Genomic DNA, 23199 nt, shown 5'->3' with positions numbered 1-23199 from the left:
CCTTCCTTATTAGGAAATTGTGTTTTTTAGTATATAAATCCTACCAACGATAGTGAGCAAATGCTTTGTTTGCTTCAGCCATCTTATGAGTATCTTCACGTTTCTTAACAGCAGCACCAGTATTGTTAGCTGCGTCAAGGATTTCGTTAGCTAAACGCTCTTCCATCGTTTTTTCTCCGCGAAGACGCGCGTAGTTAACTAACCAGCGAAGTCCAAGAGTCGTACGACGTTCAGGACGAACTTCTACAGGAACTTGGTAGTTCGCACCACCTACACGGCGTGCTTTTACTTCAAGTACAGGCATGATGTTTTTCAATGCTTGTTCGAAAACCTCCATTGCATCATTGCCAGTACGTTCTTTAATGATATCGAATGACTTGTATAGGATTGTTTGAGACTTACCTTTTTTACCATCGATCATCATTTTGTTGATTAGACGAGATACAAGCTTAGAGTTGTAAATCGGATCAGGTAAAACGTCTCTTTTTGCTACAGGACCTTTACGTGGCATCTGAATATCCTCCCTTCATCAATTATGCGTATTTTCGTTTATTATTTTGCTTTAGGTTTTTTCGTACCGTATTTAGAACGGCCTTGTGCACGGTTTTCAACTCCAGCAGTGTCAAGCGCACCACGAACGATGTGGTAACGTACCCCTGGTAAGTCTTTTACACGTCCGCCGCGGATAAGTACAACACTGTGCTCTTGCAGGTTGTGACCGATACCAGGAATGTAAGCAGTAACCTCGATTCCGTTAGTTAAACGAACACGAGCATATTTACGAAGTGCTGAGTTCGGTTTTTTCGGTGTCATTGTACCAACACGAGTACATACCCCGCGTTTTTGTGGAGAAGATACATTAGTGTGCTCTTTTTTAAAGCTGTTGTATCCTTTGTTAAGTGCAGGAGACTTTGAGTTTTCTACTTTACTCACGCGTCCTTTGCGAATTAGCTGATTAATTGTAGGCATGATTTTTTCCTCCCTTCGTTACGTTTTATAACCCACATACCCAGGTGGTTCATCAAAAGGCAAAAAACAATGTCTTTACATAAGATAAATCTTACGTAAAAACAAAAGTACGTTATAAAATAATGGCAACAGCGGCTGCTCCTACCTCAATTCCGCAGGCTTTGCCGAGCTTTTTCATGGATTCAACCATTAAGACAGAGATACCTTGATCTTCCGCAAGTGAAACAACACTTGACGTGAGGATCGGATCTGCGTCTTTTGCAACGACTACTTCCTTTACTGAACCTCGTTTTAGAGCTTTCACTGTTTGCTTCGTACCAATAATAATTGATTTGGCCTGTGATACTTTATCATAAGACATAAACATATCCTCCAAAGTAACAGGTTTATTTCGAGCACCTTGGTTATATTATCATTCTAGGAGACGAATGTCAACAAGGTATGACATTTTTTAGTTTCGTACTTCTCATAGAGTGATTTTTTATTAAAAATATCTGCTGAAAGACTGTTTTGGCAGTCTTTCAGCAGCTTTAAATCAGTTATTCAACCGGAACCATGTCTTCAGTCGGCTGAACATTTGAAACTGGTTTTACTTTACGGTATTTCATCATACCTGTACCAGCAGGAACAAGCTTACCGATGATAACATTCTCTTTCAAGCCGAGAAGCTCGTCACGCTTACCTTTGATCGCTGCGTCTGTAAGGACACGTGTTGTTTCCTGGAAGGAAGCAGCAGATAAGAATGAATCAGTTTCAAGAGATGCTTTTGTAATACCGAGTAAGACAGGACGACCTGTAGCAGGACGATTGCCTTCAAGCAATACCTTTTTGTTCGCTTCAGTAAATTGGTGAATATCAAGCAATGTACCTGGAAGCACATCAGTGTCACCAGCGTCAATCACACGAACTTTGCGAAGCATCTGGCGAACCATTACTTCTACGTGTTTATCACCGATTTCAACACCCTGCATACGGTAAACCTTTTGAACCTCATGGAGAAGATACTCTTGAACAGTTGTCAGGTCAGTCACTTTAAGAAGCTCTTTCGGATCGATTGAACCTTCTGTCAGTACTTGGCCTCGAGTAATTTTATCTCCTTCCGCTACTTTCAGGCGGGAGTTATAAGGTGCCGTATAAGAACGTGTTTCCACTGCGCCTTGAACCACAATTTCCTGTTGCTTATCACGAACTTCATTGATCTCAACGACTGTACCGTCGATTTCTGTAATTGTTGCCTGACCTTTCGGATTACGCGCTTCGAAAAGCTCTTGGATACGCGGAAGACCCTGTGTGATATCGTCTCCGGCAACCCCGCCTGTATGGAATGTACGCATTGTTAACTGTGTACCAGGCTCACCGATTGATTGGGCAGCAATGATACCGACCGCTTCACCGACTTCAACATCGGAGCCAGTTGCAAGATTTCGGCCATAGCATCGTTTACATACACCATGAGGCGTATTACATGTGAAGGCAGAACGGATCCACACTTCTTCAATGCCGGCTTCTACAATCTCCAGTGCTTTATCTTCATCGATCAGTTCGTTTTCATTTACAAGCACTTCACCTGTTTCAGGGTGCTTCACTTGTTTTCGTGCAAAACGGCCGATTAAGCGTTCTTCTAAGCGCTCAATGGTTTCAGTTCCTTCTTTAAGTGGCTTAGCAAGGATGCCTCGGTCAGTTCCGCAATCAGTTTCACGGATGATAACATCCTGCGCAACGTCAACGAGACGGCGTGTAAGGTAACCTGAGTCAGCAGTTTTAAGGGCGGTATCGGCAAGACCTTTACGCGCACCGTGAGTGGAGATAAAGTACTCCAATACTGTCAGACCTTCACGGAAACTTGATTTGATCGGTAATTCAATGATACGTCCAGCCGGGTTGGCCATCAGGCCGCGCATTCCGGCAAGCTGCGTAAAGTTAGACGCGTTACCACGGGCACCAGAGTCACTCATCATGTAGATCGGGTTGAGCTCATCAAGTGATTTCATCAGTTTGCCTTGGATAACGTCTTTTGCAGCACTCCAGATAGAGATAACTCTCTCATAGCGTTCTTCTTCTGTGATTAGACCACGTCGGAATTGCTTCATGACGTTATCAACTTTGCTTTGCGCTTCCTCAAGAATTTCTTGTTTATCATCGAGTACGACGATGTCAGAAACCCCAACTGTAATACCAGCTTTTGTTGAATATTTGAAACCTAGGTTTTTCATGCGGTCAAGCATTTTAGACGTTTCCGTGATATGGAATCGTTTAAAGATTTCCGCGATGATTTTACCCAGAATACCTTTTTTAAACGGTGCATTGATTGGCTGCTGTTCAATGACAGCTTTAACATCGGCACCTTTTTCTAAGAAGAAACGGTCAGGTGTTTTCTCTTCAATGTTGCTCTTCGTTGGCTCATTCATGTAAGGGAATGATTCCGGAAGAATTTCATTGAAGACAAGCTTACCGACAGTTGTAATTAACAATTTTGAGCGCTGTTCTTCGGTAAATGTCACATTCTTAAGGGAGTTAGCTGCAACAGCTACTCTCGTATGAAGGTGAACATATCCGTTTTGATAAGCAAGAAGCGCTTCGTCTGTATTCTTGAAGACCATACCTTCACCGACAGCACCGGCACGCTCAAGTGTCAGGTAATAGTTACCCAGTACCATATCCTGAGACGGTGTTACAACCGGTTTACCATCTTTAGGGTTCAAGATGTTTTGAGCAGCAAGCATCAAGATGCGTGCTTCAGCTTGTGCTTCAGCAGATAATGGTACGTGAACCGCCATTTGGTCACCGTCAAAGTCAGCGTTATAAGCTGTACATACGGACGGGTGAAGGCGGATTGCGCGTCCTTCAACAAGCGTTGGTTCAAACGCCTGAATACCTAATCTGTGAAGTGTAGGGGCACGGTTCAGAAGCACCGGATGCTCCTTAATAACTGATTCCAGTACATCCCATACTTCAGGCTGTACGCGCTCAATTTTACGTTTCGCACTCTTAATGTTGTGAGCAAGACCTTTTTCAACAAGTTCTTTCATAACGAAAGGTTTGAAAAGCTCAAGCGCCATTTCCTTCGGTAAACCGCATTGGTACATTTTCAAATGAGGACCAACAACGATTACAGAACGTCCGGAGTAATCGACACGTTTACCAAGAAGGTTTTGACGGAAACGGCCTTGCTTCCCTTTCAGCATGTGAGAAAGAGATTTTAACGGTCTGTTACCAGGACCCGTTACAGGACGTCCGCGGCGGCCGTTGTCAATTAGGGCATCGACAGCCTCTTGAAGCATACGTTTTTCGTTTTGAACGATAATGCTAGGCGCACCAAGGTCCAAAAGGCGTTTCAAACGATTGTTACGGTTGATGACACGACGATAAAGGTCGTTCAAATCAGAAGTCGCAAAACGTCCGCCATCTAGCTGAACCATCGGTCTAAGCTCAGGAGGAATAACAGGAAGCACATCAAGGATCATCCAAGATGGCTTGTTTCCTGAGTTACGGAAGGCTTCTAAAACTTCAAGGCGTTTGATCGCACGAGTACGGCGCTGTCCTTGTGATGTTTTCAGCTCTTCTTTTAACATATCAACTTCTTTTACAAGATCGATATCTTGAAGAAGTTTGTGAATCGCTTCTGCACCCATTGATGCTTGGAATTTATTACCGTATTTATCGAGATAAGCACGGTATTCTTTCTCAGACAGAAGCTGTTTCTTTTCAAGCGGTGTGTTTGCAGGATCAGTTACAACGTAAGAAGCAAAGTAAATGACTTCTTCTAAAGCACGAGGTGACATATCCAGCACAAGACCCATACGGCTTGGAATACCTTTGAAATACCAAATGTGGGAAACTGGGGCAGCCAGTTCAATGTGCCCCATTCTCTCACGACGGACTTTAGCCCGTGTTACTTCGACTCCGCAGCGGTCACAAACTACGCCTTTATAACGAACTCGCTTGTACTTCCCGCAATGACATTCCCAGTCCTTAGTCGGTCCGAAAATGCGTTCGCAGAATAGACCGTCCTTTTCAGGTTTTAACGTACGATAGTTTATCGTTTCAGGCTTTTTCACTTCACCAAAAGACCATGAACGGATTTTATCCGGTGAAGCAAGACCGATGTTCATATACTCAAAATTGTTCACATCTAGCAAGGGGCCTACCTCCCTTTTTATCTTCGGATTAACCGATGTCACTTGCCTTTATAACTAGAGATTATTCTTTTGTTACTACATCGCGTTCAACGTCTGCAGATGCTGTTTCTTCCGGCTCTTCATCACCTGATAATGCCAGACCGTCAGCTTGTTTCGCATCTTCTTCGTCTTCTAAATCTCTCATTTCTATTTCTTCTTCATCACCGGAAAGGATTTTGACATCCATACCTAAGCTTTGAAGTTCTTTGATTAATACTTTGAATGATTCCGGAACACCTGGTTCTGGAACGTTGTCGCCTTTAACGATGGCTTCATATGTTTTCACACGTCCAACCACGTCATCAGACTTAACAGTCAGAATTTCTTGAAGAGTGTAAGCCGCACCGTAAGCTTCAAGTGCCCAAACCTCCATCTCACCGAAACGCTGTCCGCCAAATTGCGCTTTACCGCCAAGAGGCTGCTGCGTAACAAGTGAGTAAGGACCTGTAGAGCGTGCATGAAGTTTATCGTCAACCATGTGAGCCAGTTTAATCATGTACATGATACCGACAGATACGCGGTTATCAAACGGCTCTCCAGTACGTCCGTCGTAAAGCACCGTTTTTGCGTCACGAGACATGCCGGCTTCTTCAAGTGTTTCCCAAACATCCTCTTCACGCGCTCCGTCAAATACAGGAGATGCAATGTGGATGCCGAGGTAACGAGCGGCCATACCCATATGAAGCTCCAATACCTGCCCGATGTTCATACGTGATGGTACGCCCAGCGGGTTAAGCATGATGTCAATTGGTGTGCCGTCAGGAAGGTAAGGCATATCCTCTTCAGGAAGAATCTTAGAGATAACACCTTTGTTACCGTGACGACCGGCCATTTTGTCCCCTTCAGAAATCTTACGTTTCTGAACGATATATACGCGTACCAACTGGTTTACGCCTGGAGGAAGTTCGTCTCCGTCTTCACGGTTGAAGACTTTAACGTCGTGGATAATTCCGCCGCCGCCGTGAGGCACACGAAGAGAAGTATCACGAACCTCGCGGGCTTTTTCACCAAAGATGGCGTGAAGCAGGCGTTCTTCTGCAGTCAGTTCAGTTACGCCTTTAGGTGTTACTTTACCAACAAGAAGATCTCCGTCTTTTACTTCCGCCCCAATACGGATGATTCCGCGGTCATCAAGATTGCGAAGCGCATCTTCACCGACGTTTGGAATATCGCGAGTGATTTCTTCAGGTCCAAGTTTCGTATCACGTGCTTCTGATTCGTATTCTTCAATGTGGATAGATGTATAAACATCATCCTTCACAAGGCGTTCACTCATGATGATGGCATCCTCATAGTTGTAGCCATCCCATGTCATGAAGCCGACCATTACGTTACGGCCAAGTGCAAGTTCACCAAGCTCCATAGAAGGACCGTCAGCAAGGATTTCTCCTTTTACCACTTCATCGCCGACACTTACGATCGGACGCTGGTTGTAGCACGTACCTTGGTTAGAGCGGACAAATTTCAGCAGGCTGTATTTATCCAGGTTTCCTTTTACTTTTTGACCGTCTACTTCTTCATAACGGCGAACCCAAACGTTTTTCGCTTCTACGCGTTCAACGATACCAGGGTGTTTACAAATAACAGCGGCACCAGAGTCTTTACCTGATACGTATTCCATACCAGTTCCAACGAATGGTGCTTCCGGCTGCATCAAAGGCACAGCCTGACGCTGCATGTTCGCTCCCATGAGGGCACGGTTGGAGTCATCGTTTTCTAGGAACGGGATACATGCTGTCGCAGCAGAAACAACCTGCTTAGGCGATACATCCATGTAGTCCACACGGTTTCTGGAAACGACGGTGTTCTCTCCGCGGAAACGGGCTACGATGCTGTCATCAATAAATCCGCCTTCGTCATCAAGACGAGCGTTCGCTTGAGCGACAACATAGTTATCCTCTTCATCAGCAGTTAAGTAATCGATTCTGCCAGTTACCTTCCCTGTTTCAGGGTCAACACGGCGATATGGCGTTTCGATAAAACCAAAACGGTTTACTTTTGCATAAGATGAAAGTGAGTTGATCAAACCGATGTTCGGGCCCTCAGGCGTTTCAATCGGACACATACGGCCATAGTGGGAGTAGTGAACGTCACGCACTTCCATTCCGGCACGCTCACGTGTTAATCCGCCCGGTCCTAATGCTGACAGACGGCGCTTATGCGTTAATTCAGCAAGCGGGTTCGTCTGATCCATGAATTGAGAAAGCTGAGAGCTTCCAAAGAACTCTTTAATGGACGCAATAACAGGACGAATATTGATCAGCTGCTGAGGTGTAATTGTATTCGTATCTTGAATTGACATTCTCTCACGAACCACACGCTCCATACGGCTTAAACCGATACGGAATTGGTTCTGGAGAAGCTCACCTACAGAACGTAAACGGCGGTTTCCAAGATGATCGATATCATCTGTGTCGCCTACTCCGTGCAGCAGGTTGAAGAAGTAGCTGATAGAAGAAATAATATCAGCAGGTGTAATGTTTTTGATCTCTTCTTCAATGTAAGCATTGCCGATTACATTAATAACCTGTTCTCCTTCTTGATCAGTCGGAGCAAAGATTTTAATTGATTGAAGAGTTACTTCATCTTCAACAACGCCGCCATTCGGATACAGCTTTCTGAAACCGATTCCGTTTTCTAAGTATGGCAGTACTTTATCAAGTGTTCTTCTATCAAGAATCTGACCTTTTTCAGCCAGGATTTCTCCTGTTTCAGGGTCAACAAGCGTTTCAGCAAGTCTCTGATTAAAGAGACGATTCTTAATATGAAGTTTTTTATTAATTTTATAGCGTCCTACATTGGCAAGATCGTATCGTTTCGGATCAAAGAAACGAGAATCAAGCAAGCTTTTCGCATTTTCTACTGTAGGCGGCTCTCCAGGACGGAGACGCTCGTAAATTTCAAGCAGCGCTTTGTCGCTGTTTTCTGTGTTATCTTTATCAAGCGTATTTCGCAGGTATTCGTTCTCTCCTACGAGATCAAGAATCTCTTGATCGGAGCCGAAGCCGAGAGCACGCAAAAGAACCGTAACCGGCAACTTACGTGTGCGATCAATGCGGACATAAACAACATCTTTCGCATCAGTTTCGTATTCTAACCATGCGCCACGGTTTGGAATGACAGTTGCGGTAAAACCTTTTTTACCGTTTTTGTCTACTTTACCACTGAAATATACACTTGGAGACCGAACAAGCTGGGAAACGATAACGCGTTCCGCACCGTTAATGATAAAAGTACCTGTATCTGTCATAATAGGGAAATCACCCATGAAGACATCTTGGTCTTTTACCTCTCCAGTTTCTTTGTTAATTAAACGAACCTTCACTCTTAGCGGAGCTGAGTAAGTCACATCACGTTCTTTTGATTCCTCTACAGGATATTTAGGCTCACCTAAACTATAATCAATGAACTCAAGAGAGAGGTTACCAGTGAAATCCTCAATTGGTGATATGTCTTGAAACATCTCTCTAAGACCCTCATCAAGAAACCACTGATAAGAAGAGGTTTGAATTTCAATGAGATTTGGTAATTCTAACACTTCGCTAATGCGAGCATAGCTTCTGCGCTGGCGGTGTCGTCCATACTGAACTAGTTGACCTGTCAACTGATTCACCCCTCAAATCATGCGTATTATATGTGTAATAAGCATCTCTTCCAAAGAAAGAAATACTTTTACAAGACAAAAGAAAAAAGGGTTTCTAATTAAGAAAACCACATCCAAAAACAAATACCGATTTTATTAGCATTTCCATACTTGTATAATTTATACATAGATATTGACAATTCATCATATCAAGCAAAATATATACATTGGCATTTTATAATATTAACATAGCTAAAATACCGAGTCAAACTTTTTTTGCTTTTATGATATAATAGCCTTTCTTTTTTTGAACGACAGAAACTTCATCGAACAGTTCCTCGAGCTTTTCAATGGCAGAAGGCGCGCCTTGCTTTTTCTGTATGACGATCCACAACTCACCTGAAGCTTTTAAGTGTTCAGCGCTTTTCTCAAAGATAGCATGGACAACTTTTTTTCCGGCTCGGATTGGGGGATTTGTAAGAATAGAAGCAAATGTTTGAGCAGAATCAACGTTCGAAAACAAATCACTCTGATAAATCTTAACGTTTGTTACTCCGTTTCGTTCTGCATTTTCATTTGATAGCTCTACAGCTCTCTCATTAACGTCAATCATGTGGATGGTCCGGTCTTTAAAGTCGCTGGCCAGCGATAGACCTATCGGGCCGTACCCGCAGCCTACATCAAGAAAGCTGCCCTCAACTTTAGGCTCTTCAAAAGAATCAATCAGCAGACGGGAGCCAAAATCAACTTCCTTTTTAGAAAAAACCCCGCTGTCGCTGGTAAATGTGAAATCTTTATTACGAAGCCTAAAAGACCAGGTTTGCTTGTTGCTTTTTACTGAAGGTTTTTCTGAATAATAATGCTCACTCATACTCGGAACCTCCTTTTTTCATGGCTTAAAGAATGGCAAAGAAAAAGCTCGCCTCATAAAAGCGAGCTTCCCCTACAGGTAAGTGAAGATTACTTAACTTCTACAGAAGCGCCAACTTCTTCAAGTTTAGCTTTAAGCTCTTCAGCTTCTTCTTTAGCAATACCTTCTTTAAGTGGTTTTGGAGTGTTGTCAACAAGTTCTTTAGCTTCTTTCAAGCCAAGACCAGTGATTTCACGTACAACTTTGATAACTTTGATTTTTTGAGAACCTGCACCAGCAAGGATAAGGTCGAATTCGCTTTGCTCTTCAGCAGCTCCGCCTGCAGCAGCTCCGCCAGCTACAGCTACAGGAGCAGCAGCAGTTACGCCAAATTCTTCTTCGATTGCTTTTACTAGGTCGTTCAATTCAAGTACAGTTGCTTCTTTAACGGAAGCAATGATTTCTTCGATATTTAAAGCCATTTGTAATTCCTCCATTTTGTTTTAATTTATGAAAAACTGATTAGATTAAGCGCCTTGTTCTTCCTTTTGTTCTGCCACAGCTTTTGCAGCAAGAGCAAAGTTGCGAACTGGAGCTTGAAGTACGCTAAGCAACATAGAAAGCAAGCCTTCGCGTGATGGAAGTTCAGCAAGAGCTTTCACTTCTTCAACAGTAGAAACTTTACCTTCGATAACGCCAGCTTTGATTTCAAGAGCTTCGTGATTTTTAGCGAACTCATTAAGAACTTTAGCCGGAGCGACAACATCTTCAGTGCTGAATGCAATCGCGTTCGGTCCAGTTAAGAAATCATTCAAACCATTAAGCTCAGCTTGTTCAACCGCACGGCGAGTCATCGTATTTTTGTAAACTTTGAACTCAACGTTAGCTTCGCGAAGCTGTTTACGAAGTTCTGTTACTTCAGAAACGTTAAGTCCGCGATAGTCAACGATGATCGTTGATTTACTTTCTTTCAGTTTAGAAGCAATTTCTTCAACAACAACTTTTTTTGTTTCAATTGCGCTGCTCATGGTTACACCTCCTGTAGATTCTTGTGTAACACTTATACCGTTAGGTGATCACGACTGAGACGACGGATTCCATATAAAAAGCCTCCATGAGACATGGAGGCTGTATATACAAGCATACGTAACGTAATAGCTGTGATAATATACACCTCGGTAGGATAATTAAGCGGTTAGGCCCCTACTGTCTACGGTATAAATGATATTCTATTTTACAACATTTTGAATCATATCAGAATGTTGATGTCATGTCAATATTATTTTACGTTAAAAGTTGAAGAGTCTACTTTGACACCAGGTCCCATAGTAGATGTTACAGCAACGTTTTTCACGTAAACGCCTTTTGCTGCAGCAGGTTTAGCTTTCAGGATTGTATCGTACATTGTTGTGAAGTTCTCAACAAGTTTTTCATCCTCGAAAGAAACTTTACCGATAGGAACATGAATGTTTCCAGCTTTATCAACGCGGTATTCAACTTTACCAGCTTTGATTTCGCCAATTGCTTTTTCAACTTCGAAAGTAACTGTACCAGTTTTAGGGTTTGGCATTAAACCTTTTGGTCCAAGTACACGACCGATTTTACCAACTTCACCCATCATGTCAGGTGTAGCTACGATTACATCGAAATCGAACCAGCCTTGTTGAATTTTGTTGATGTAGTCAGTATCGCCAACGTAATCTGCACCAGCAGCTTCAGCTTCTTTCGCTTTTTCGCCTTTTGCGAAAACGAGAACGCGCTGAGTTTTACCAGTTCCGTTTGGAAGCACAACTGCTCCACGGATTTGCTGGTCGTTTTTACGAGGGTCAACCCCAAGACGGAAAGCCACTTCAACTGTAGCGTCGAATTTAGCTGTGTTTGTTTTTTTAACGAGAGCTACTGCTTCAGAAACGTCGTAAGCTTTTGAACGATCTACAAGCTTAGCAGCTTCAACGTACTTTTTACCTTTTTTAGCCATTTTAAAATTTCCTCCTTATGTGGTTATAGCGGAATAACCTCCCACGAATAAGGGTTGCGAACTTGTTAAAACTCGCAACCCGACAAGAAACAAATTAATCCTCGATTACAATACCCATACTGCGGGCAGTACCTTCAACCATGCGCATTGCCGCTTCAACGTCTGCTGCGTTTAAGTCAGGCATTTTCGTTTCAGCGATTTCGCGTACTTTATCGCGCTTAACGGTTGCCACTTTATTACGGTTTGGTTCACCAGAACCAGACTCAATTCCAGCCGCTTTTTTAAGCAATACTGCAGCAGGTGGAGTTTTTGTAATAAATGTAAATGAACGGTCTTCGTAAACCGAAATTTCAACAGGAATGATTAAACCAGCTTGGTCAGCTGTACGAGCGTTAAACTCCTTACAGAATCCCATGATGTTAACACCGGCTTGACCAAGTGCAGGTCCAACTGGTGGTGCTGGGTTAGCTTTTCCAGCAGGAATTTGCAATTTTACAACTTTTACTACTTTTTTAGCCACGAGACACACCTCCTTAAGTCCGTGATGTGGTAATAGGGTAAACCCTCCCACTCAAGGTTTCATTCTTTATATGAATGACGAAATATCAAGCTAGTTGCCTTGGATAAGTCCAAGACGTACCTTTGCTATATTATCATTTATATATAGCAATTTCAAGTTTTTTCACATTACAATTTATCGATTTGGGTAAATTCCAGCTCAACCGGTGTTTCACGGCCAAACATATTAACGAAAACTTTGACCTTGCTTTTATCATAATCAATCTCTTCAATTGATCCAGTAAAGTTGGCAAAAGGTCCGTCTATCACTTTCACTGTCTCTTTCAGTTCAAAGTCAATGTCAGTTTTGCGTTCGTCCATGCCCATTCTCTTCAGAATGGTTTCTGCTTCGCCTGGAAGAAGCGGCGTCGGTTTTGAACCAGAGCCGGCAGATCCTACGAATCCAGTAACGCCCGGCGTGTTGCGGACAACATACCAAGAGTCGTCTGTCATTACAATTTCTACAAGCACATAACCAGGGAATACTTTCTTTTTCACGACTTTTTTCTTGCCGTTCTTGATATCCGTTTCTTCTTCTTCAGGTACAACTACACGGAAAATTTTATCCTGCATCCCCATTGATTCAACACGTTTTTCCAAGTTGGCTTTTACTTTATTCTCATAACCAGAGTACGTGTGAACAACATACCAATTCTTTTCCATTCTCTTCAGGACTGTCCAGTCCTTCCCTCCCCGCATTTGGTTTTTGTGAATTACCAATAACGCTTCAAGCAAAAAATAGGCGGCAAGCCTATGATAACTTTCATTTTAAGCCACAATAAAAAACCCGCTGAACGGGTTTTGGCAAGTGATATTATGATCTATTATAGCACGTATTGCTGATCATTATTCAACTATTAAACGAATTAATTGAGAAATTCCTGTGTCAAGGAGGGCAAAAAAGATAACAAAAAAGATAACTGTTGAAATCACCGTAATGGTATAACGCGTTAACTCTTTTCCTTTAGGCCAGCTTACCTTTTTCATTTCTTTCCCAACATCTTTAAAGAATCTCATAATACGCATGTAAAAGACCTCCACAATTTAAAAGCGCAAAAACTATTTTGTTTCAAGATGAGCTGTATGTGAATTGCAAGTACTGCAGTATTTCTTTACTTCTAATCGCTCAGCCGCTGATGCAGAGCTCTTCATTGTCGTATAATTACGGTTTCCGCATGTCTTGCATGCTAGCGTAATCTTTTTTCTCATGTCATTACACCTTTTTCTAAATAGACATTATCTTTATCTTTAGTAACATATCATAGTCAGAAAAATACTGTCAATATAACATAAATCCCTATTACAAACTGATTTCGCGAATTTCCAAGTACTTCTCCAGCTTGCGTTTCACACGCTGAAGGGCATTGTCAATCGATTTCACATGTCGGTTCAGTTCATCGGAAATCTCTTGGTAACTTCTTCCGTCGAGATATAAGACGAGTACTTTTCTCTCTAAATCACTTAATAGTTCTCCCATTTTCATTTCAATATCATCAAATTCTTCCTGATTGATGATCATTTCTTCAGGATTTAAGGTTTTCGCTCCTGAAATGACATCAAGCAGCGTTCGGTCTGATTCTTCATCAAAAATCGGTTTATCTAATGAGACGTAGGAATTCAAAGGAATGTGTTTCTGGCGAGTAGCTGTCTTTATTGCGGTAATAATTTGGCGGGTAATACATAATTCTGCGAAAGCTTTGAATGAGGTAAGCTTGTCCTCTTTGAAGTCACGAATAGACTTATAGAGGCCTATCATACCTTCCTGAACAATATCCTCTCTGTCCGCTCCTATTAAAAAATAGGATCTTGCTTTTGCCCGAACAAAGTTTCGGTACTTCGTAATCAAGTAATCTAACGCATCACTGTCCCCAACATGAACCTTTTCAATGACCTGCTCGTCCTCCAACTGGCAAAACTGCTCTTTGTTGAATTTTCCCTTGTTGTTCTGTAGATTCACTCCGATCCCCCCGGCGCACGTAGATAGAAATATTATACAGTATTGGGCAAAAAAGCGTCAACTTAATCTAAGTCTCCCCGCCTCCACTTTTCAAACGTTTTCAAAACCTCTTCCGATAAAGCAATTTTACCCGCCGGCTTTTCGGAAGTGATTTTTCTTACTCGTCTTTCTATTCGCCTTTCAATCGCTTCTACCTCTCTCAAAAGCTCCCGGGCCGATTTCCGCAATGCCCCCTGTCCGAAAATCGCCCACTGCTCAGTGTAGTCAGATGTCGCAACGTGAATTTGAGTCGCGACATTATTCAAAGCCTGAGCAAGCTTTTCTATCCGCTCATCAGCCGTCTCATTTTCTTTTGTGAAAATCACTTCAACTCTGTGGTTGGTGTGTTTTTTCTCAAGCCCTTTTACGAGATGCGCGTCAAAAACAACAATAACCCTGTTTCCTGTATACGATTGATATTCCGCCATTTTCTGAATCAGTACGTCTCGCGCCTCTTCAAAACTGTTCGCTTTTAAATCCTTCAGCTGCGGCCAGGCTCCAATCATGTTGTATCCGTCTACTAACAGGATATCCATGGGTCTTTATTCTCCCAGAGGGTTTCGTTTCCGGTAGACTTCATACATCAAAAGACCAGCCGCAACAGATGCATTCAGTGAAGTTACCTTCCCGGCCATCGGGAGTTTAATGAGAAAATCACACTTTTCTTTAACAAGGCGGCCCATCCCTTTTCCTTCGCTTCCGATGACTAAAGCCAAAGGCATGTTGCCGTCCATATTGCGGTAATCCTCACGCGCGGATGCATCCGTTCCGACAACCCAGATACCCCGCTCTTTCATTTCTTCTAACGTCCGCGCCAAATTGGTGACTCTTACTACAGGAATATGCTCAATTGCCCCTGTTGAAGCTTTTGCCACTGTTGTTGTCAGCCCGACAGCTCTCCGTTTTGGAATCACGATGCCATGGGCGCCGACCGCATCAGCTGTTCTCATAATGGAACCGAGATTATGAGGGTCTTCCAGCTCGTCCAGAATGAGGAAGAAAGGCTGTTCATTTCTTTCTTCAGCCGCTTTATATAAATCGTCCAGTTCCGCATACTCATACGCTGCAACCTGTGCCACTACGCCTTGATGCTGCCCTGTCACCATTTGATCGAGTTTTTTTCTCGGGACATACTGAATCGTGATACCCTGCTTTTTCGCAAGCTCAATCACCTGCTGTGCTTGTCCCTTTACGGTGTTTTCCGCCATCCACAGCTTATACAGCTTACGATCTGATTTTAACGTCTCGATCACTGCATTTTTCCCTATGACGTAATCATGTTGCTGACTCATTTGTTTTCCTCCCTGACGTCCCGAATTGTATAGCTTCGGCAACGAGCTGACTAAGTCTTTCCTCTTTTTTCTCTAGAAAAAGGTAGCCCAGCAGCGCTTCAAATGCTGTACTGTAGCGGTACGTCTGAACATCTGTATTTTTAGGTGTCGTTCCCGACTTTGCATTTCTGCCTCTTTTCAGCACCGCTTCCTCTTCTTCCGTAAAAAATGATTGATCCTGCAGAAAGAATAGGATCTCAGCCTGTGACTTTGCCGAAACGATCCGGCTTGATTTCTTATGAAGATCATTTGGTTTGGTAAAACCCTGCTTAAGCAGGTGATGCCTGACATACACTTCAAAAATGGCATCACCTATATAAGCAAGCGCAAGACCGTTAAGCTGCTTTGAATCTTTTATCGTTTCAAAATCAAGCATCCGTTATTCTCCCCGTTTCCAGCGAGTGCCTTGAGCTGTATCTTCAAGAATGATATTCATGCTTTTCAGCTGGTCGCGGATCTGATCTGACAATGCAAAATCGCGATTCCGGCGCGCTTCATTTCTTTTTTCGATTAAGTCTTCAATCTCTTGATCGAGCAGTTCCTGCTCACCCAATGAAAACCCGAGGACAGACACAATGCGGTCAAACATCTCAATAAACGCCTTAATCACATGATCAGCCGTATGATCTTTCTGAAGGTAGTAATTGGCATGCTTCGCTAAGTCGAACAGGACAGAAATGGCATTCGCCGTATTAAAATCATCGTCCATCGCTTCTTCAAATGCTTTGCGCTGCTCTTCAACTTTCTCCAGCCATTGACCGTCATCTTCCGTTAAATTGGTGCTGCTGTTCAGACGGTGCTGAAGGTTGCTGTACGCTGTTTTTAAACGGTTAAATGCGCTTTTTGTATTCTCAAGAAGCTCTTCTGAATAGTTAATCGGATGACGATAATGAACAGAAAGCATAAAGAATCTCAAAAGCTGCGGATCATGCTGTTTAATGATGTCATGCACAAGCACAAAGTTGCCCAGTGATTTTGACATTTTTTCATTATCAATATTGATATAGCCATTATGAAGCCAGTACTTTGCAAACGTTTTGCCTGTCAGCGCCTCAGATTGCGCAATCTCGTTTTCATGGTGAGGGAAGGTTAAATCCTGTCCGCCCGCATGGATATCAATCTGGTCACCCAGATACTTTTTGACCATCGCTGAGCATTCAATGTGCCAGCCCGGACGTCCTTTTCCCCAAGGGCTATCCCAAGAGATTTCTCCTTCTTTCGCCGCTTTCCACAGTGCAAAATCAAGAGCATCTTCTTTTTTCTCGCCAACCCGGATGCGTGCACCTGATCTCAGTTCATCAATTGATTGCTGAGAAAGCTTACCGTATCCTTCAAATGCTCTTGTTTTGAAATAAACGTCACCTTCTGATTCATAAGCGTAACCCTTTTTCACGAGCTGATCTACGAATTCGATAATCGCATCCATGTTTTCCATCACTCGCGGATGAAGGTCGGCTTTTCGGCAGCCGAGCGCCCCTACATCTTCAAAGTATGCTTTAATAAAACGCTCTGAAATGGTAGGTACATCCTCACCGAGTTCATTTGCCGCTTTAATTAATTTATCGTCTACATCTGTGAAGTTCGAGACATACTGCACATCATAGCCTTTATACTCCAGATAGTTTCGAATCGTATCATAAACGATAGCCGGACGCGCGTTCCCGATGTGAATGTAATTGTAAACCGTCGGTCCGCACACGTACATTTTCACTTTCCCCTCTTCTAGAGGAACGAATGTTTCCTTCTGTCTAGTCAATGTATTATAAAGAGTGATTGTCATTTTTGATTGATCCTTTCTTTTCTGTCTTCAAGTTCTGCCTTCAGCTCTAAAATCTGCTGTTCCAATGACTTAAAGCGATCAGCAACCGGATCGGGCAAATCCTGATGGTTTAAATCGCGTCTTACTTTTTTGCCATTTCGTACAACGACCCGTCCAGGTATGCCGACAACTGTTGAAAAATCAGGAACATCGTGCAACACTACTGAACCAGCGCCAATTTTCGAGCCTTCACCGACAGTAATTGAACCGAGCACTTTAGCACCTGTGGCTATCAATGCGTCATCTTTAATCGTTGGGTGCCTTTTTCCCTTTTCTTTCCCCGTTCCCCCGAGGGTAACCCCCTGAAAAACGGTTACGTTATTGCCGATTTCACATGTCTCCCCAATGACAACCCCCATACCGTGGTCTATGAAAAATCTTCTCCCGATTGTAGCGCCGGGGTGGATTTCTATCCCTGTAAAAAATCGGCTTACTTGAGATATAAGGCGTGCAAGGAAATAAAATTTTCGTTTATATAAAGCATGTGCAATCCGATGCGCCCATATAGCATGTAAACCGGAATAAGTTAAAATCACTTCAAAATAGCTTCTTGCTGCTGGATCTTGATCGAACACTGTATCAATGTCTTCTTTTAGCATTCTAAAAAACACATGCTTCCCCCCATTTCTCTATCTGATTTCCTCTTTACCCAATAAAAAAAGCGCCTCTGCATGAAAACATGACAGAGACGCTTTAACCGCGCGGTTCCACTCTGTTTGAAAAGCAGACTTCTGCTCTCCCAACTTCAGCCTGTAACGGCGGCGGCCGCCTTTGAATACTGATTTTGAAAAAACGTTCTTCAAAGGTCTTAAGGGCGCACTTCTAAAACCCGGCTCATGGATCTCTCTCAGCCAATGAAGATCCTTTCTGTAATGGCCTAAAGCTTTATACTCTTCCCTGTCAACAATCATCTATTTAGATGTTTTTTAAACGCTGAATTGCAGTCTCTTTACCGATCAATTCAATTGATTGCGGCAGTTCCGGACCGTGAGTTTGCCCCGTTACAGCAACACGGATCGGCATAAACAATTTTTTCCCTTTATGGCCAGTTTCTTTCTGCACTGCTTTGATCGATGCTTTGATGTTATCCGGAGTGAACTCCTCAAGCTCTTCAAGCTTCGCAGCGAATGTGCTGAGCACTTCAGGGACCTGTTCCTCTTCCAGAACAGCTTTTGCTTCTTGATTATACTCGATCTCATCCGTAAAGAACAAATCAGTCAGCTCAACAATTTCCGCACCGTAGCTTAATTGCTCATGATACAGGGAAATCAGTTTACGAACCCATTCTTGTTCTTCAGCAGTAAGCTCAGTGCCAACTTTGCCGGCTTTTTGCAAATGCGGCAGAGTCAGTTCAACAACCTGATCAAGATCCAGCTTCTTCACATATTGGTTGTTAACCCATTTTAGCTTATGCATATCAAACAAAGCTGGTGATTTAGATAAACGGTTTACATCAAAAATTTCAATAAACTGTTCTTTTGTGAATAACTCTTCTTCTCCAACCGGTGACCATCCAAGCAGGCCGATAAAGTTGAACAGCGCTTCCGGCAAGTAGCCAAGCTCTTTATACTGCTCAATGAATTGAATAATGGACTCATCGCGTTTGCTGAGCTTTTTACGGCTTTCATTTACGATCAGCGTCATGTGTCCGAACTGAGGAATATCCCATCCGAATGCTTGATAAATCATAATCTGTTTCGGTGTGTTAGAAATATGATCCTCACCGCGCAATACGTGTGTCATTTTCATTAAGTAGTCATCAATAGCTACCGCGAAGTTGTAGGTCGGCGTTCCGTCCTTTTTCACAATAACAAAGTCGCCAATGCCATCTGATTCGAAAGAAATCTCGCCTTTTACGATATCGTTGAAGGCAATCACTTTTCCTTCCGGCACTCGGAAACGAATACTTGGCTTTCTGCCTTCAGCAATAAATTTATCCTGTTCTTCTTGAGTCAGATTTCTGTGTTTTCCGGAATAACGCGGCATTTCTCCGCGGGCAATCTGCTCTTCACGCTCTTTTTCAAGCTCTTCTTCCGTACAGTAACATTTATAAGCAAGCCCTTTTTCAAGAAGCTCTTCATAGTACACTTTATAGATATCGTTACGCTCTGACTGACGGTATGGGCCGTACTCACCGCCGACATCCACACTCTCATCCCAGTCAATACCAAGCCATTTCAGATAATTCAGCTGGCTTTGTTCTCCGCCCTCAATGTTGCGCTTTTTATCAGTGTCCTCAACACGAATAATAAACTTACCGCCTTGATTGCGGGCAAATAAATAATTAAAAAGCGCCGTTCTGGCATTTCCAATATGCAAATGTCCGGTTGGACTCGGTGCATAACGGACGCGTACTTCGTTTCCCATTTTCAAATACTTCCTTTCATGTCATGTATGGCCTCAGGCAAAAATGTATGAATCTATTCTACCACCAAATAGACCCGGCATCAAAACAAGTTAGCCTTTTTGTATCAGTACTGTCGCCTGAGCCGCTATTCCTTCCGCTCGGCCTGTAAATCCAAGCTTTTCTGTCGTTGTTGCTTTTACATTCACTTGAGAAACGTCTGCCTCGAGCCCTTCAGCGATTCTTTTTCTCATATCTTCTATGTACGGCAGCATCTTCGGCTTTTGCGCAATGATGGTGCAGTCAATGTTTCCAAGGACATACCCCTTCTGTTTCACGATCCTCCAGACATGCTGAAGTAATTTAAAAGAGTCAGCGTCCTTGAACTCAGGATCAGTGTCAGGAAAATGCTTGCCGATGTCGCCTTCTCCCACAGCTCCCAGGCAAGCGTCAGCGACAGTATGAAGCAATACATCTGCATCAGAATGGCCGAGCAGCCCTTTTTCATACGGGATTTCAATTCCGCCAATGATCAGAGGACGGCCCTCCACTAATTGATGCACATCAAATCCTTGTCCAATTCTAAACATGTTTACTCCCACTTTCTGATTCCATGATAGCTTCAGCTGACGTCAAATCGTCTGGCGTCGTCAGCTTAATATTTGTATAGCTGCCTTCTACAACACGGACCGAACCGCCTTCCATCTGTTCAACGAGGCTGGCGTCATCCGTCCCTAAAAATCCCTTGTGCTCGGCCTCAGCGTGAGCTTTCATTAATAAAGAAAGACGAAAAGCTTGTGGCGTTTGGACAGCCCACAAGCTTGAACGTTCAATCGTCTCACTGACTTGTAAATCTTGAACGCGTTTAATCGTATCTTTTACCGGGACAGCAAGGATGGCCGCTCCTGTCTGTGCCGCTTCTGCGATCAGTTCGTCAATTTGTTCATGTTTTATAAAAGGGCGGGCGCCGTCATGTACAAGGACAATCTTTTCTTGTTTTACGGCTTTCAGCCCCTTATAAACACTGTGCTGGCGCTCATCTCCGCCTGCCACAAGCTCAATAGCGGTTTGAAACGGATAATCGGTCAGCAATTTCTGAAAGTGCTCCCGCTCGCGCTCGTTTATCACCAAAATGATTTTTTCGCACGGCCGGTGGCTGTCAAACACTCTTAACGTGTGAATGATCACCGGGTCTCCTTTCAGCTCAATGAACAGTTTATTTCTCCCTGCCTTCATCCGTTTTCCCTGACCGGCTGCAGGAATGACCACATCATAACTCATTGTTTTTTCTCCCTTTACAGCGCCTTCTCCAACAGCTTGGGCTTAGCAAAAATCATTCGTCCCGCTGCTGTCTGCAGCACACTTGTAACGAGTACATCAATATGTTTGCCGATATAATTGCGTCCTTCTTCAACGACAATCATCGTACCATCATCCAAGTAGGCAACTCCCTGATTATGCTCTTTCCCGTCCTTAATGACCTGAACATTCATTTCCTCGCCAGGAAGCACAACAGGCTTGACCGCATTGGCAAGGTCATTAATGTTTAATACTGCTACCTTTTGAAGCTCGCATACTTTATTTAAATTAAAATCATTCGTCACGACGACCCCGGATGTCAGCTTAGCGAGTTTAACGAGCTTACTGTCAACCTCCTGAATATCTTCAAAGTCGCCTTCATAAATTTCAACTTCAATGTCTAACTCTTTTTGAATGCGGTTCAGGATATCAAGACCGCGGCGTCCTCTGTTTCGTTTTAAAACATCTGAAGAGTCAGCAATGTGCTGCAATTCCTCAAGGACAAACTGCGGTATCACGATTATTCCCTCTAAAAAACCAGTCTGACAAATATCTGCTATTCTCCCATCAATAATAACACTTGTGTCCAAAATTTTCAGCTTCTTGTCCTGAACCTCATGTTCTTCATCGGCTGTTCCTTTTTTCTTTTGCATTCTGGCAGAAATAGAAAACAGGCTGATCAGTTCATCCTTTTTCTTAAAGCCCACCTGGAAGCCGAGATAACCGAGGAAGAACGCTAAAAATACAGGGATGATTGTGCTGAATATGCGGTAAGGTATATTGTCTAAAGGAATAACATTTACGATAAGATAAGCGATTATAAGTCCAAAAACCAGGCCAAGACTTCCAAATAACAAATCTGGAACCGGCGCTTTTAACAATGAATCCTCTATCCACTTCACCCAGTTCACAACGTAATCTGTACCCCATATACTGATGAGAAAAAAGATAATTGCACCTATTGCCGCAGACGTATATGCGTTAGTTATTAAAGGTATGTCCTGTATACTTAACAGTACAAACAATTCAGGTATTAAAAATATACCAACAACGCCGCCAAAGATAATGAAGAACGCCTGAACTATTCGTTTTAACATACCCCCACCTCCTTTTTAAACATTTTATTTCACAAGGTTTTATGCATCCTACGAATATCAGAATAAACAAAAACCAACATTTATATACCCGTATTCATAAGGTTTTAACCGAAATCACAGCTGTCTGTCTAAATAATGCTTCTCTTGCAGGCGTTTTAAACCTTTTTTGATTTTTTGGGCTCGTACTTCACCGATTCCCTCTACTTCATCTAATTCTTCTGCACTCGCCTCAATAATCCTTGGGAGGACTCCAAATGCTTCTACAACATTTTCAACAATCGGCATCGGAAGACGCGGTATCTTATTTAACAGCCTGTATCCTCTAGGCAATACATAATCATCAAGATTTGTAGAAGCCGGATAACCGAGAAGTTTATAAACAATGGAATCATCCAGCAAATCATAACTGGACATATCCTGCAGCTCTTTCAAGAGAACAAATGGATCTTTAATCTTTTCTTTCACATAATCCTTAATAAATAAAGCGGCCTCTTCTTCCATATCCGTAATCAGTTCAATGACTTGCAGCTTAATCAAATGACCTTCTGTTCCCAGTTCCCTGATATACATGTTAATTTCATTTTTGATTCTCAATACCATTTCATAACGGTGCATCACAGACAGAACGTCGCTGAATGTAACAAGTTCCTCAAACTCTAAAGCATTCAATGCATTAATGGTTTTGTCCAGAATCGTTTTATATTTTTCAAGAGTTTGAATGGCTTGATTCGCTTTTGTTAAAATAAACCCTATGTCTTTTAGTGTATACTTCATGCTTTCCTGATATAACGTTATAACATTCCTTCTTTCAGAAATGGCGATCACAAGGCAGCCGGTCTGCTTAGCTACTCTTTCGGCGGTGCGGTGCCGCATTCCTGTTTCTGATGAAGAAATTGTGGCTTCAGGCATCAGCTGTGTATTGGCGTATAGGATCTTTTGACCAGAATCACTTAAAATGATCGCCCCATCCATTTTAGCCAGCTCATATAAATGTGCCGGAGAAAAAGCAGTGTTAATGTGGAAACCGCCATCCACCACTTCTTTTACTTTATCATTATATCCAACAACAATCAGACCGCCTGTATTTGCTCTCAGTACATTTTCGATTCCAGCTCTGAGCGGAGTACCCGGAGCAACAAACTGCAATATAGATGACAGGTCTAACTCGTGTTTCGCCCCTTTTTTCTCTTTTTCCAT

General features: G+C 42.8%; 24 protein-coding genes and 2 other annotated features. All 24 genes read right to left on the bottom strand.

Features of this window, described 5'->3' with window-relative positions:
- Positions 1 to 40: 40 nt before the first annotated feature.
- On the bottom strand, positions 41 to 511 hold the full coding sequence (gene rpsG / locus M1M80_RS00700) for a 30S ribosomal protein S7 (RefSeq protein ID WP_003225784.1): 471 nt from the start codon (positions 509 to 511) through the stop codon (positions 41 to 43).
- A gap of 41 nt (positions 512 to 552) precedes the next feature.
- Positions 553 to 969, bottom strand: coding sequence for a 30S ribosomal protein S12 (rpsL, locus tag M1M80_RS00695; RefSeq protein ID WP_003225781.1), 417 nt, complete (start codon positions 967 to 969; stop codon positions 553 to 555).
- A 112-nt stretch (positions 970 to 1081) separates the two neighbouring features.
- Entirely contained in the window at positions 1082 to 1330 is a 249-nt protein-coding gene (locus tag M1M80_RS00690; protein WP_003242012.1) for a 50S ribosomal protein L7ae-like protein, read from the bottom strand.
- 178 nt (positions 1331 to 1508) lie between these two features.
- The gene (gene rpoC / locus M1M80_RS00685; protein ID WP_178938636.1) at positions 1509 to 5108 is read right to left on the bottom strand and encodes a DNA-directed RNA polymerase subunit beta'; all 3600 of its coding nucleotides are present in this window, start codon (positions 5106 to 5108) and stop codon (positions 1509 to 1511) included.
- Between the two features lie 61 nt (positions 5109 to 5169).
- Complete coding sequence (gene rpoB, locus M1M80_RS00680) at positions 5170 to 8751, bottom strand: DNA-directed RNA polymerase subunit beta (protein ID WP_019257278.1); 3582 nt, start codon at positions 8749 to 8751, stop codon at positions 5170 to 5172.
- A 244-nt stretch (positions 8752 to 8995) separates the two neighbouring features.
- On the bottom strand, positions 8996 to 9601 hold the full coding sequence (locus tag M1M80_RS00675) for a class I SAM-dependent methyltransferase (protein ID WP_060397791.1): 606 nt from the start codon (positions 9599 to 9601) through the stop codon (positions 8996 to 8998).
- Between the two features lie 89 nt (positions 9602 to 9690).
- A complete protein-coding gene (gene rplL / locus M1M80_RS00670; protein WP_003156436.1) occupies positions 9691 to 10062 on the bottom strand; it encodes a 50S ribosomal protein L7/L12 in 372 nt (123 codons plus the stop codon).
- 45 nt (positions 10063 to 10107) lie between these two features.
- Positions 10108 to 10608: a 50S ribosomal protein L10 gene (gene rplJ, locus M1M80_RS00665; RefSeq protein WP_003242020.1), complete on the bottom strand. Its 501-nt coding sequence runs from the start codon at positions 10606 to 10608 to the stop codon at positions 10108 to 10110.
- 65 nt (positions 10609 to 10673) lie between these two features.
- Positions 10674 to 10814, bottom strand: a sequence feature (ribosomal protein L10 leader region).
- Positions 10815 to 10859: 45 nt separating this feature from the next.
- Positions 10860 to 11558: a 50S ribosomal protein L1 gene (gene rplA / locus M1M80_RS00660; RefSeq protein ID WP_003242022.1), complete on the bottom strand. Its 699-nt coding sequence runs from the start codon at positions 11556 to 11558 to the stop codon at positions 10860 to 10862.
- A gap of 94 nt (positions 11559 to 11652) precedes the next feature.
- Positions 11653 to 12078, bottom strand: a complete 426-nt coding sequence (gene rplK / locus M1M80_RS00655; RefSeq protein ID WP_003156430.1) for a 50S ribosomal protein L11 — start codon at positions 12076 to 12078, stop codon at positions 11653 to 11655.
- 167 nt (positions 12079 to 12245) lie between these two features.
- Positions 12246 to 12779 (bottom strand): transcription termination/antitermination protein NusG, encoded by a 534-nt coding sequence (gene nusG / locus M1M80_RS00650; protein ID WP_003225764.1) that lies wholly within the window; start codon positions 12777 to 12779, stop codon positions 12246 to 12248.
- Between the two features lie 183 nt (positions 12780 to 12962).
- Complete coding sequence (secE, locus tag M1M80_RS00645; protein WP_003242024.1) at positions 12963 to 13142, bottom strand: preprotein translocase subunit SecE; 180 nt, start codon at positions 13140 to 13142, stop codon at positions 12963 to 12965.
- A gap of 33 nt (positions 13143 to 13175) precedes the next feature.
- The gene (gene rpmG / locus M1M80_RS00640) at positions 13176 to 13325 is read right to left on the bottom strand and encodes a 50S ribosomal protein L33 (protein WP_003156421.1); all 150 of its coding nucleotides are present in this window, start codon (positions 13323 to 13325) and stop codon (positions 13176 to 13178) included.
- A 91-nt stretch (positions 13326 to 13416) separates the two neighbouring features.
- Positions 13417 to 14073, bottom strand: coding sequence for an RNA polymerase sporulation sigma factor SigH (gene sigH, locus M1M80_RS00635; protein WP_003225758.1), 657 nt, complete (start codon positions 14071 to 14073; stop codon positions 13417 to 13419).
- Positions 14074 to 14135: 62 nt separating this feature from the next.
- Complete coding sequence (gene rae1 / locus M1M80_RS00630) at positions 14136 to 14648, bottom strand: ribosome-dependent mRNA decay endonuclease Rae1/YacP (RefSeq protein ID WP_003242027.1); 513 nt, start codon at positions 14646 to 14648, stop codon at positions 14136 to 14138.
- Positions 14649 to 14654: 6 nt separating this feature from the next.
- Positions 14655 to 15404 (bottom strand): 23S rRNA (guanosine(2251)-2'-O)-methyltransferase RlmB, encoded by a 750-nt coding sequence (gene rlmB / locus M1M80_RS00625; RefSeq protein ID WP_003242028.1) that lies wholly within the window; start codon positions 15402 to 15404, stop codon positions 14655 to 14657.
- Positions 15388 to 15819, bottom strand: coding sequence for a mini-ribonuclease 3 (locus M1M80_RS00620; protein ID WP_003242030.1), 432 nt, complete (start codon positions 15817 to 15819; stop codon positions 15388 to 15390). The genes rlmB and M1M80_RS00620 overlap by 17 nt, the downstream gene beginning before the upstream one ends.
- A 3-nt stretch (positions 15820 to 15822) precedes the next feature.
- Positions 15823 to 17223, bottom strand: coding sequence for a cysteine--tRNA ligase (gene cysS, locus M1M80_RS00615; RefSeq protein WP_019257277.1), 1401 nt, complete (start codon positions 17221 to 17223; stop codon positions 15823 to 15825).
- Positions 17220 to 17873: a serine O-acetyltransferase gene (cysE, locus tag M1M80_RS00610; RefSeq protein ID WP_019257276.1), complete on the bottom strand. Its 654-nt coding sequence runs from the start codon at positions 17871 to 17873 to the stop codon at positions 17220 to 17222. The genes cysS and cysE overlap by 4 nt, the downstream gene beginning before the upstream one ends.
- A gap of 70 nt (positions 17874 to 17943) precedes the next feature.
- Positions 17944 to 18175: a binding site (T-box leader), on the bottom strand.
- Positions 18176 to 18177: 2 nt separating this feature from the next.
- On the bottom strand, positions 18178 to 19629 hold the full coding sequence (gene gltX, locus M1M80_RS00605) for a glutamate--tRNA ligase (RefSeq protein ID WP_003242037.1): 1452 nt from the start codon (positions 19627 to 19629) through the stop codon (positions 18178 to 18180).
- Between the two features lie 90 nt (positions 19630 to 19719).
- On the bottom strand, positions 19720 to 20196 hold the full coding sequence (gene ispF, locus M1M80_RS00600) for a 2-C-methyl-D-erythritol 2,4-cyclodiphosphate synthase (RefSeq protein ID WP_060397790.1): 477 nt from the start codon (positions 20194 to 20196) through the stop codon (positions 19720 to 19722).
- Positions 20189 to 20887: a 2-C-methyl-D-erythritol 4-phosphate cytidylyltransferase gene (gene ispD / locus M1M80_RS00595; RefSeq protein WP_003242038.1), complete on the bottom strand. Its 699-nt coding sequence runs from the start codon at positions 20885 to 20887 to the stop codon at positions 20189 to 20191. Before ispD ends, ispF begins: the two co-directional genes overlap by 8 nt.
- Before the next feature lie 14 nt (positions 20888 to 20901).
- Positions 20902 to 22002 carry a PIN/TRAM domain-containing protein gene (locus M1M80_RS00590; protein ID WP_003242040.1) on the bottom strand — a complete coding sequence of 367 codons (1101 nt, stop codon included), beginning with the start codon at positions 22000 to 22002 and terminating at the stop codon, positions 20902 to 20904.
- A gap of 114 nt (positions 22003 to 22116) precedes the next feature.
- Entirely contained in the window at positions 22117 to 23199 is a 1083-nt protein-coding gene (gene disA / locus M1M80_RS00585; RefSeq protein ID WP_003242042.1) for a DNA integrity scanning diadenylate cyclase DisA, read from the bottom strand.

This window comes from Bacillus inaquosorum, from assembly GCF_023238325.1.
Taxonomy (GTDB): Bacteria; Bacillota; Bacilli; order Bacillales; family Bacillaceae; genus Bacillus; species Bacillus inaquosorum.
This window is presented reverse-complemented; position numbering and strand designations above follow the sequence as displayed.

Excerpts from the sequence above, each read along its gene's own strand:
- rpsG (WP_003225784.1), bottom strand. The coding sequence starts at position 511 with ATGCCACGTAAAGGTCCTGTAGCAAAAAGAGACGTTTTACCTGATCCG.
- rpsL (WP_003225781.1), bottom strand. The coding sequence starts at position 969 with ATGCCTACAATTAATCAGCTAATTCGCAAAGGACGCGTGAGTAAAGTA.
- M1M80_RS00690 (WP_003242012.1), bottom strand. The coding sequence starts at position 1,330 with ATGTCTTATGATAAAGTATCACAGGCCAAATCAATTATTATTGGTACG.
- M1M80_RS00675 (WP_060397791.1), bottom strand. The coding sequence starts at position 9,601 with ATGAGTGAGCATTATTATTCAGAAAAACCTTCAGTAAAAAGCAACAAG.
- rplL (WP_003156436.1), bottom strand. The coding sequence starts at position 10,062 with ATGGCTTTAAATATCGAAGAAATCATTGCTTCCGTTAAAGAAGCAACT.
- rplJ (WP_003242020.1), bottom strand. The coding sequence starts at position 10,608 with ATGAGCAGCGCAATTGAAACAAAAAAAGTTGTTGTTGAAGAAATTGCT.
- rplA (WP_003242022.1), bottom strand. The coding sequence starts at position 11,558 with ATGGCTAAAAAAGGTAAAAAGTACGTTGAAGCTGCTAAGCTTGTAGAT.
- nusG (WP_003225764.1), bottom strand. The coding sequence starts at position 12,779 with ATGGAAAAGAATTGGTATGTTGTTCACACGTACTCTGGTTATGAGAAT.
- secE (WP_003242024.1), bottom strand. The coding sequence starts at position 13,142 with ATGCGTATTATGAGATTCTTTAAAGATGTTGGGAAAGAAATGAAAAAG.
- rpmG (WP_003156421.1), bottom strand. The coding sequence starts at position 13,325 with ATGAGAAAAAAGATTACGCTAGCATGCAAGACATGCGGAAACCGTAAT.
- rae1 (WP_003242027.1), bottom strand. The coding sequence starts at position 14,648 with ATGGATATCCTGTTAGTAGACGGATACAACATGATTGGAGCCTGGCCG.
- rlmB (WP_003242028.1), bottom strand. The coding sequence starts at position 15,404 with ATGAGTCAGCAACATGATTACGTCATAGGGAAAAATGCAGTGATCGAG.
- M1M80_RS00620 (WP_003242030.1), bottom strand. The coding sequence starts at position 15,819 with ATGCTTGATTTTGAAACGATAAAAGATTCAAAGCAGCTTAACGGTCTT.
- cysS (WP_019257277.1), bottom strand. The coding sequence starts at position 17,223 with ATGACAATCACTCTTTATAATACATTGACTAGACAGAAGGAAACATTC.
- gltX (WP_003242037.1), bottom strand. The coding sequence starts at position 19,629 with ATGGGAAACGAAGTACGCGTCCGTTATGCACCGAGTCCAACCGGACAT.
- ispF (WP_060397790.1), bottom strand. The coding sequence starts at position 20,196 with ATGTTTAGAATTGGACAAGGATTTGATGTGCATCAATTAGTGGAGGGC.
- ispD (WP_003242038.1), bottom strand. The coding sequence starts at position 20,887 with ATGAGTTATGATGTGGTCATTCCTGCAGCCGGTCAGGGAAAACGGATG.
- M1M80_RS00590 (WP_003242040.1), bottom strand. The coding sequence starts at position 22,002 with ATGTTAAAACGAATAGTTCAGGCGTTCTTCATTATCTTTGGCGGCGTT.
- disA (WP_003242042.1), bottom strand. The coding sequence starts at position 23,199 with ATGGAAAAAGAGAAAAAAGGGGCGAAACACGAGTTAGACCTGTCATCT.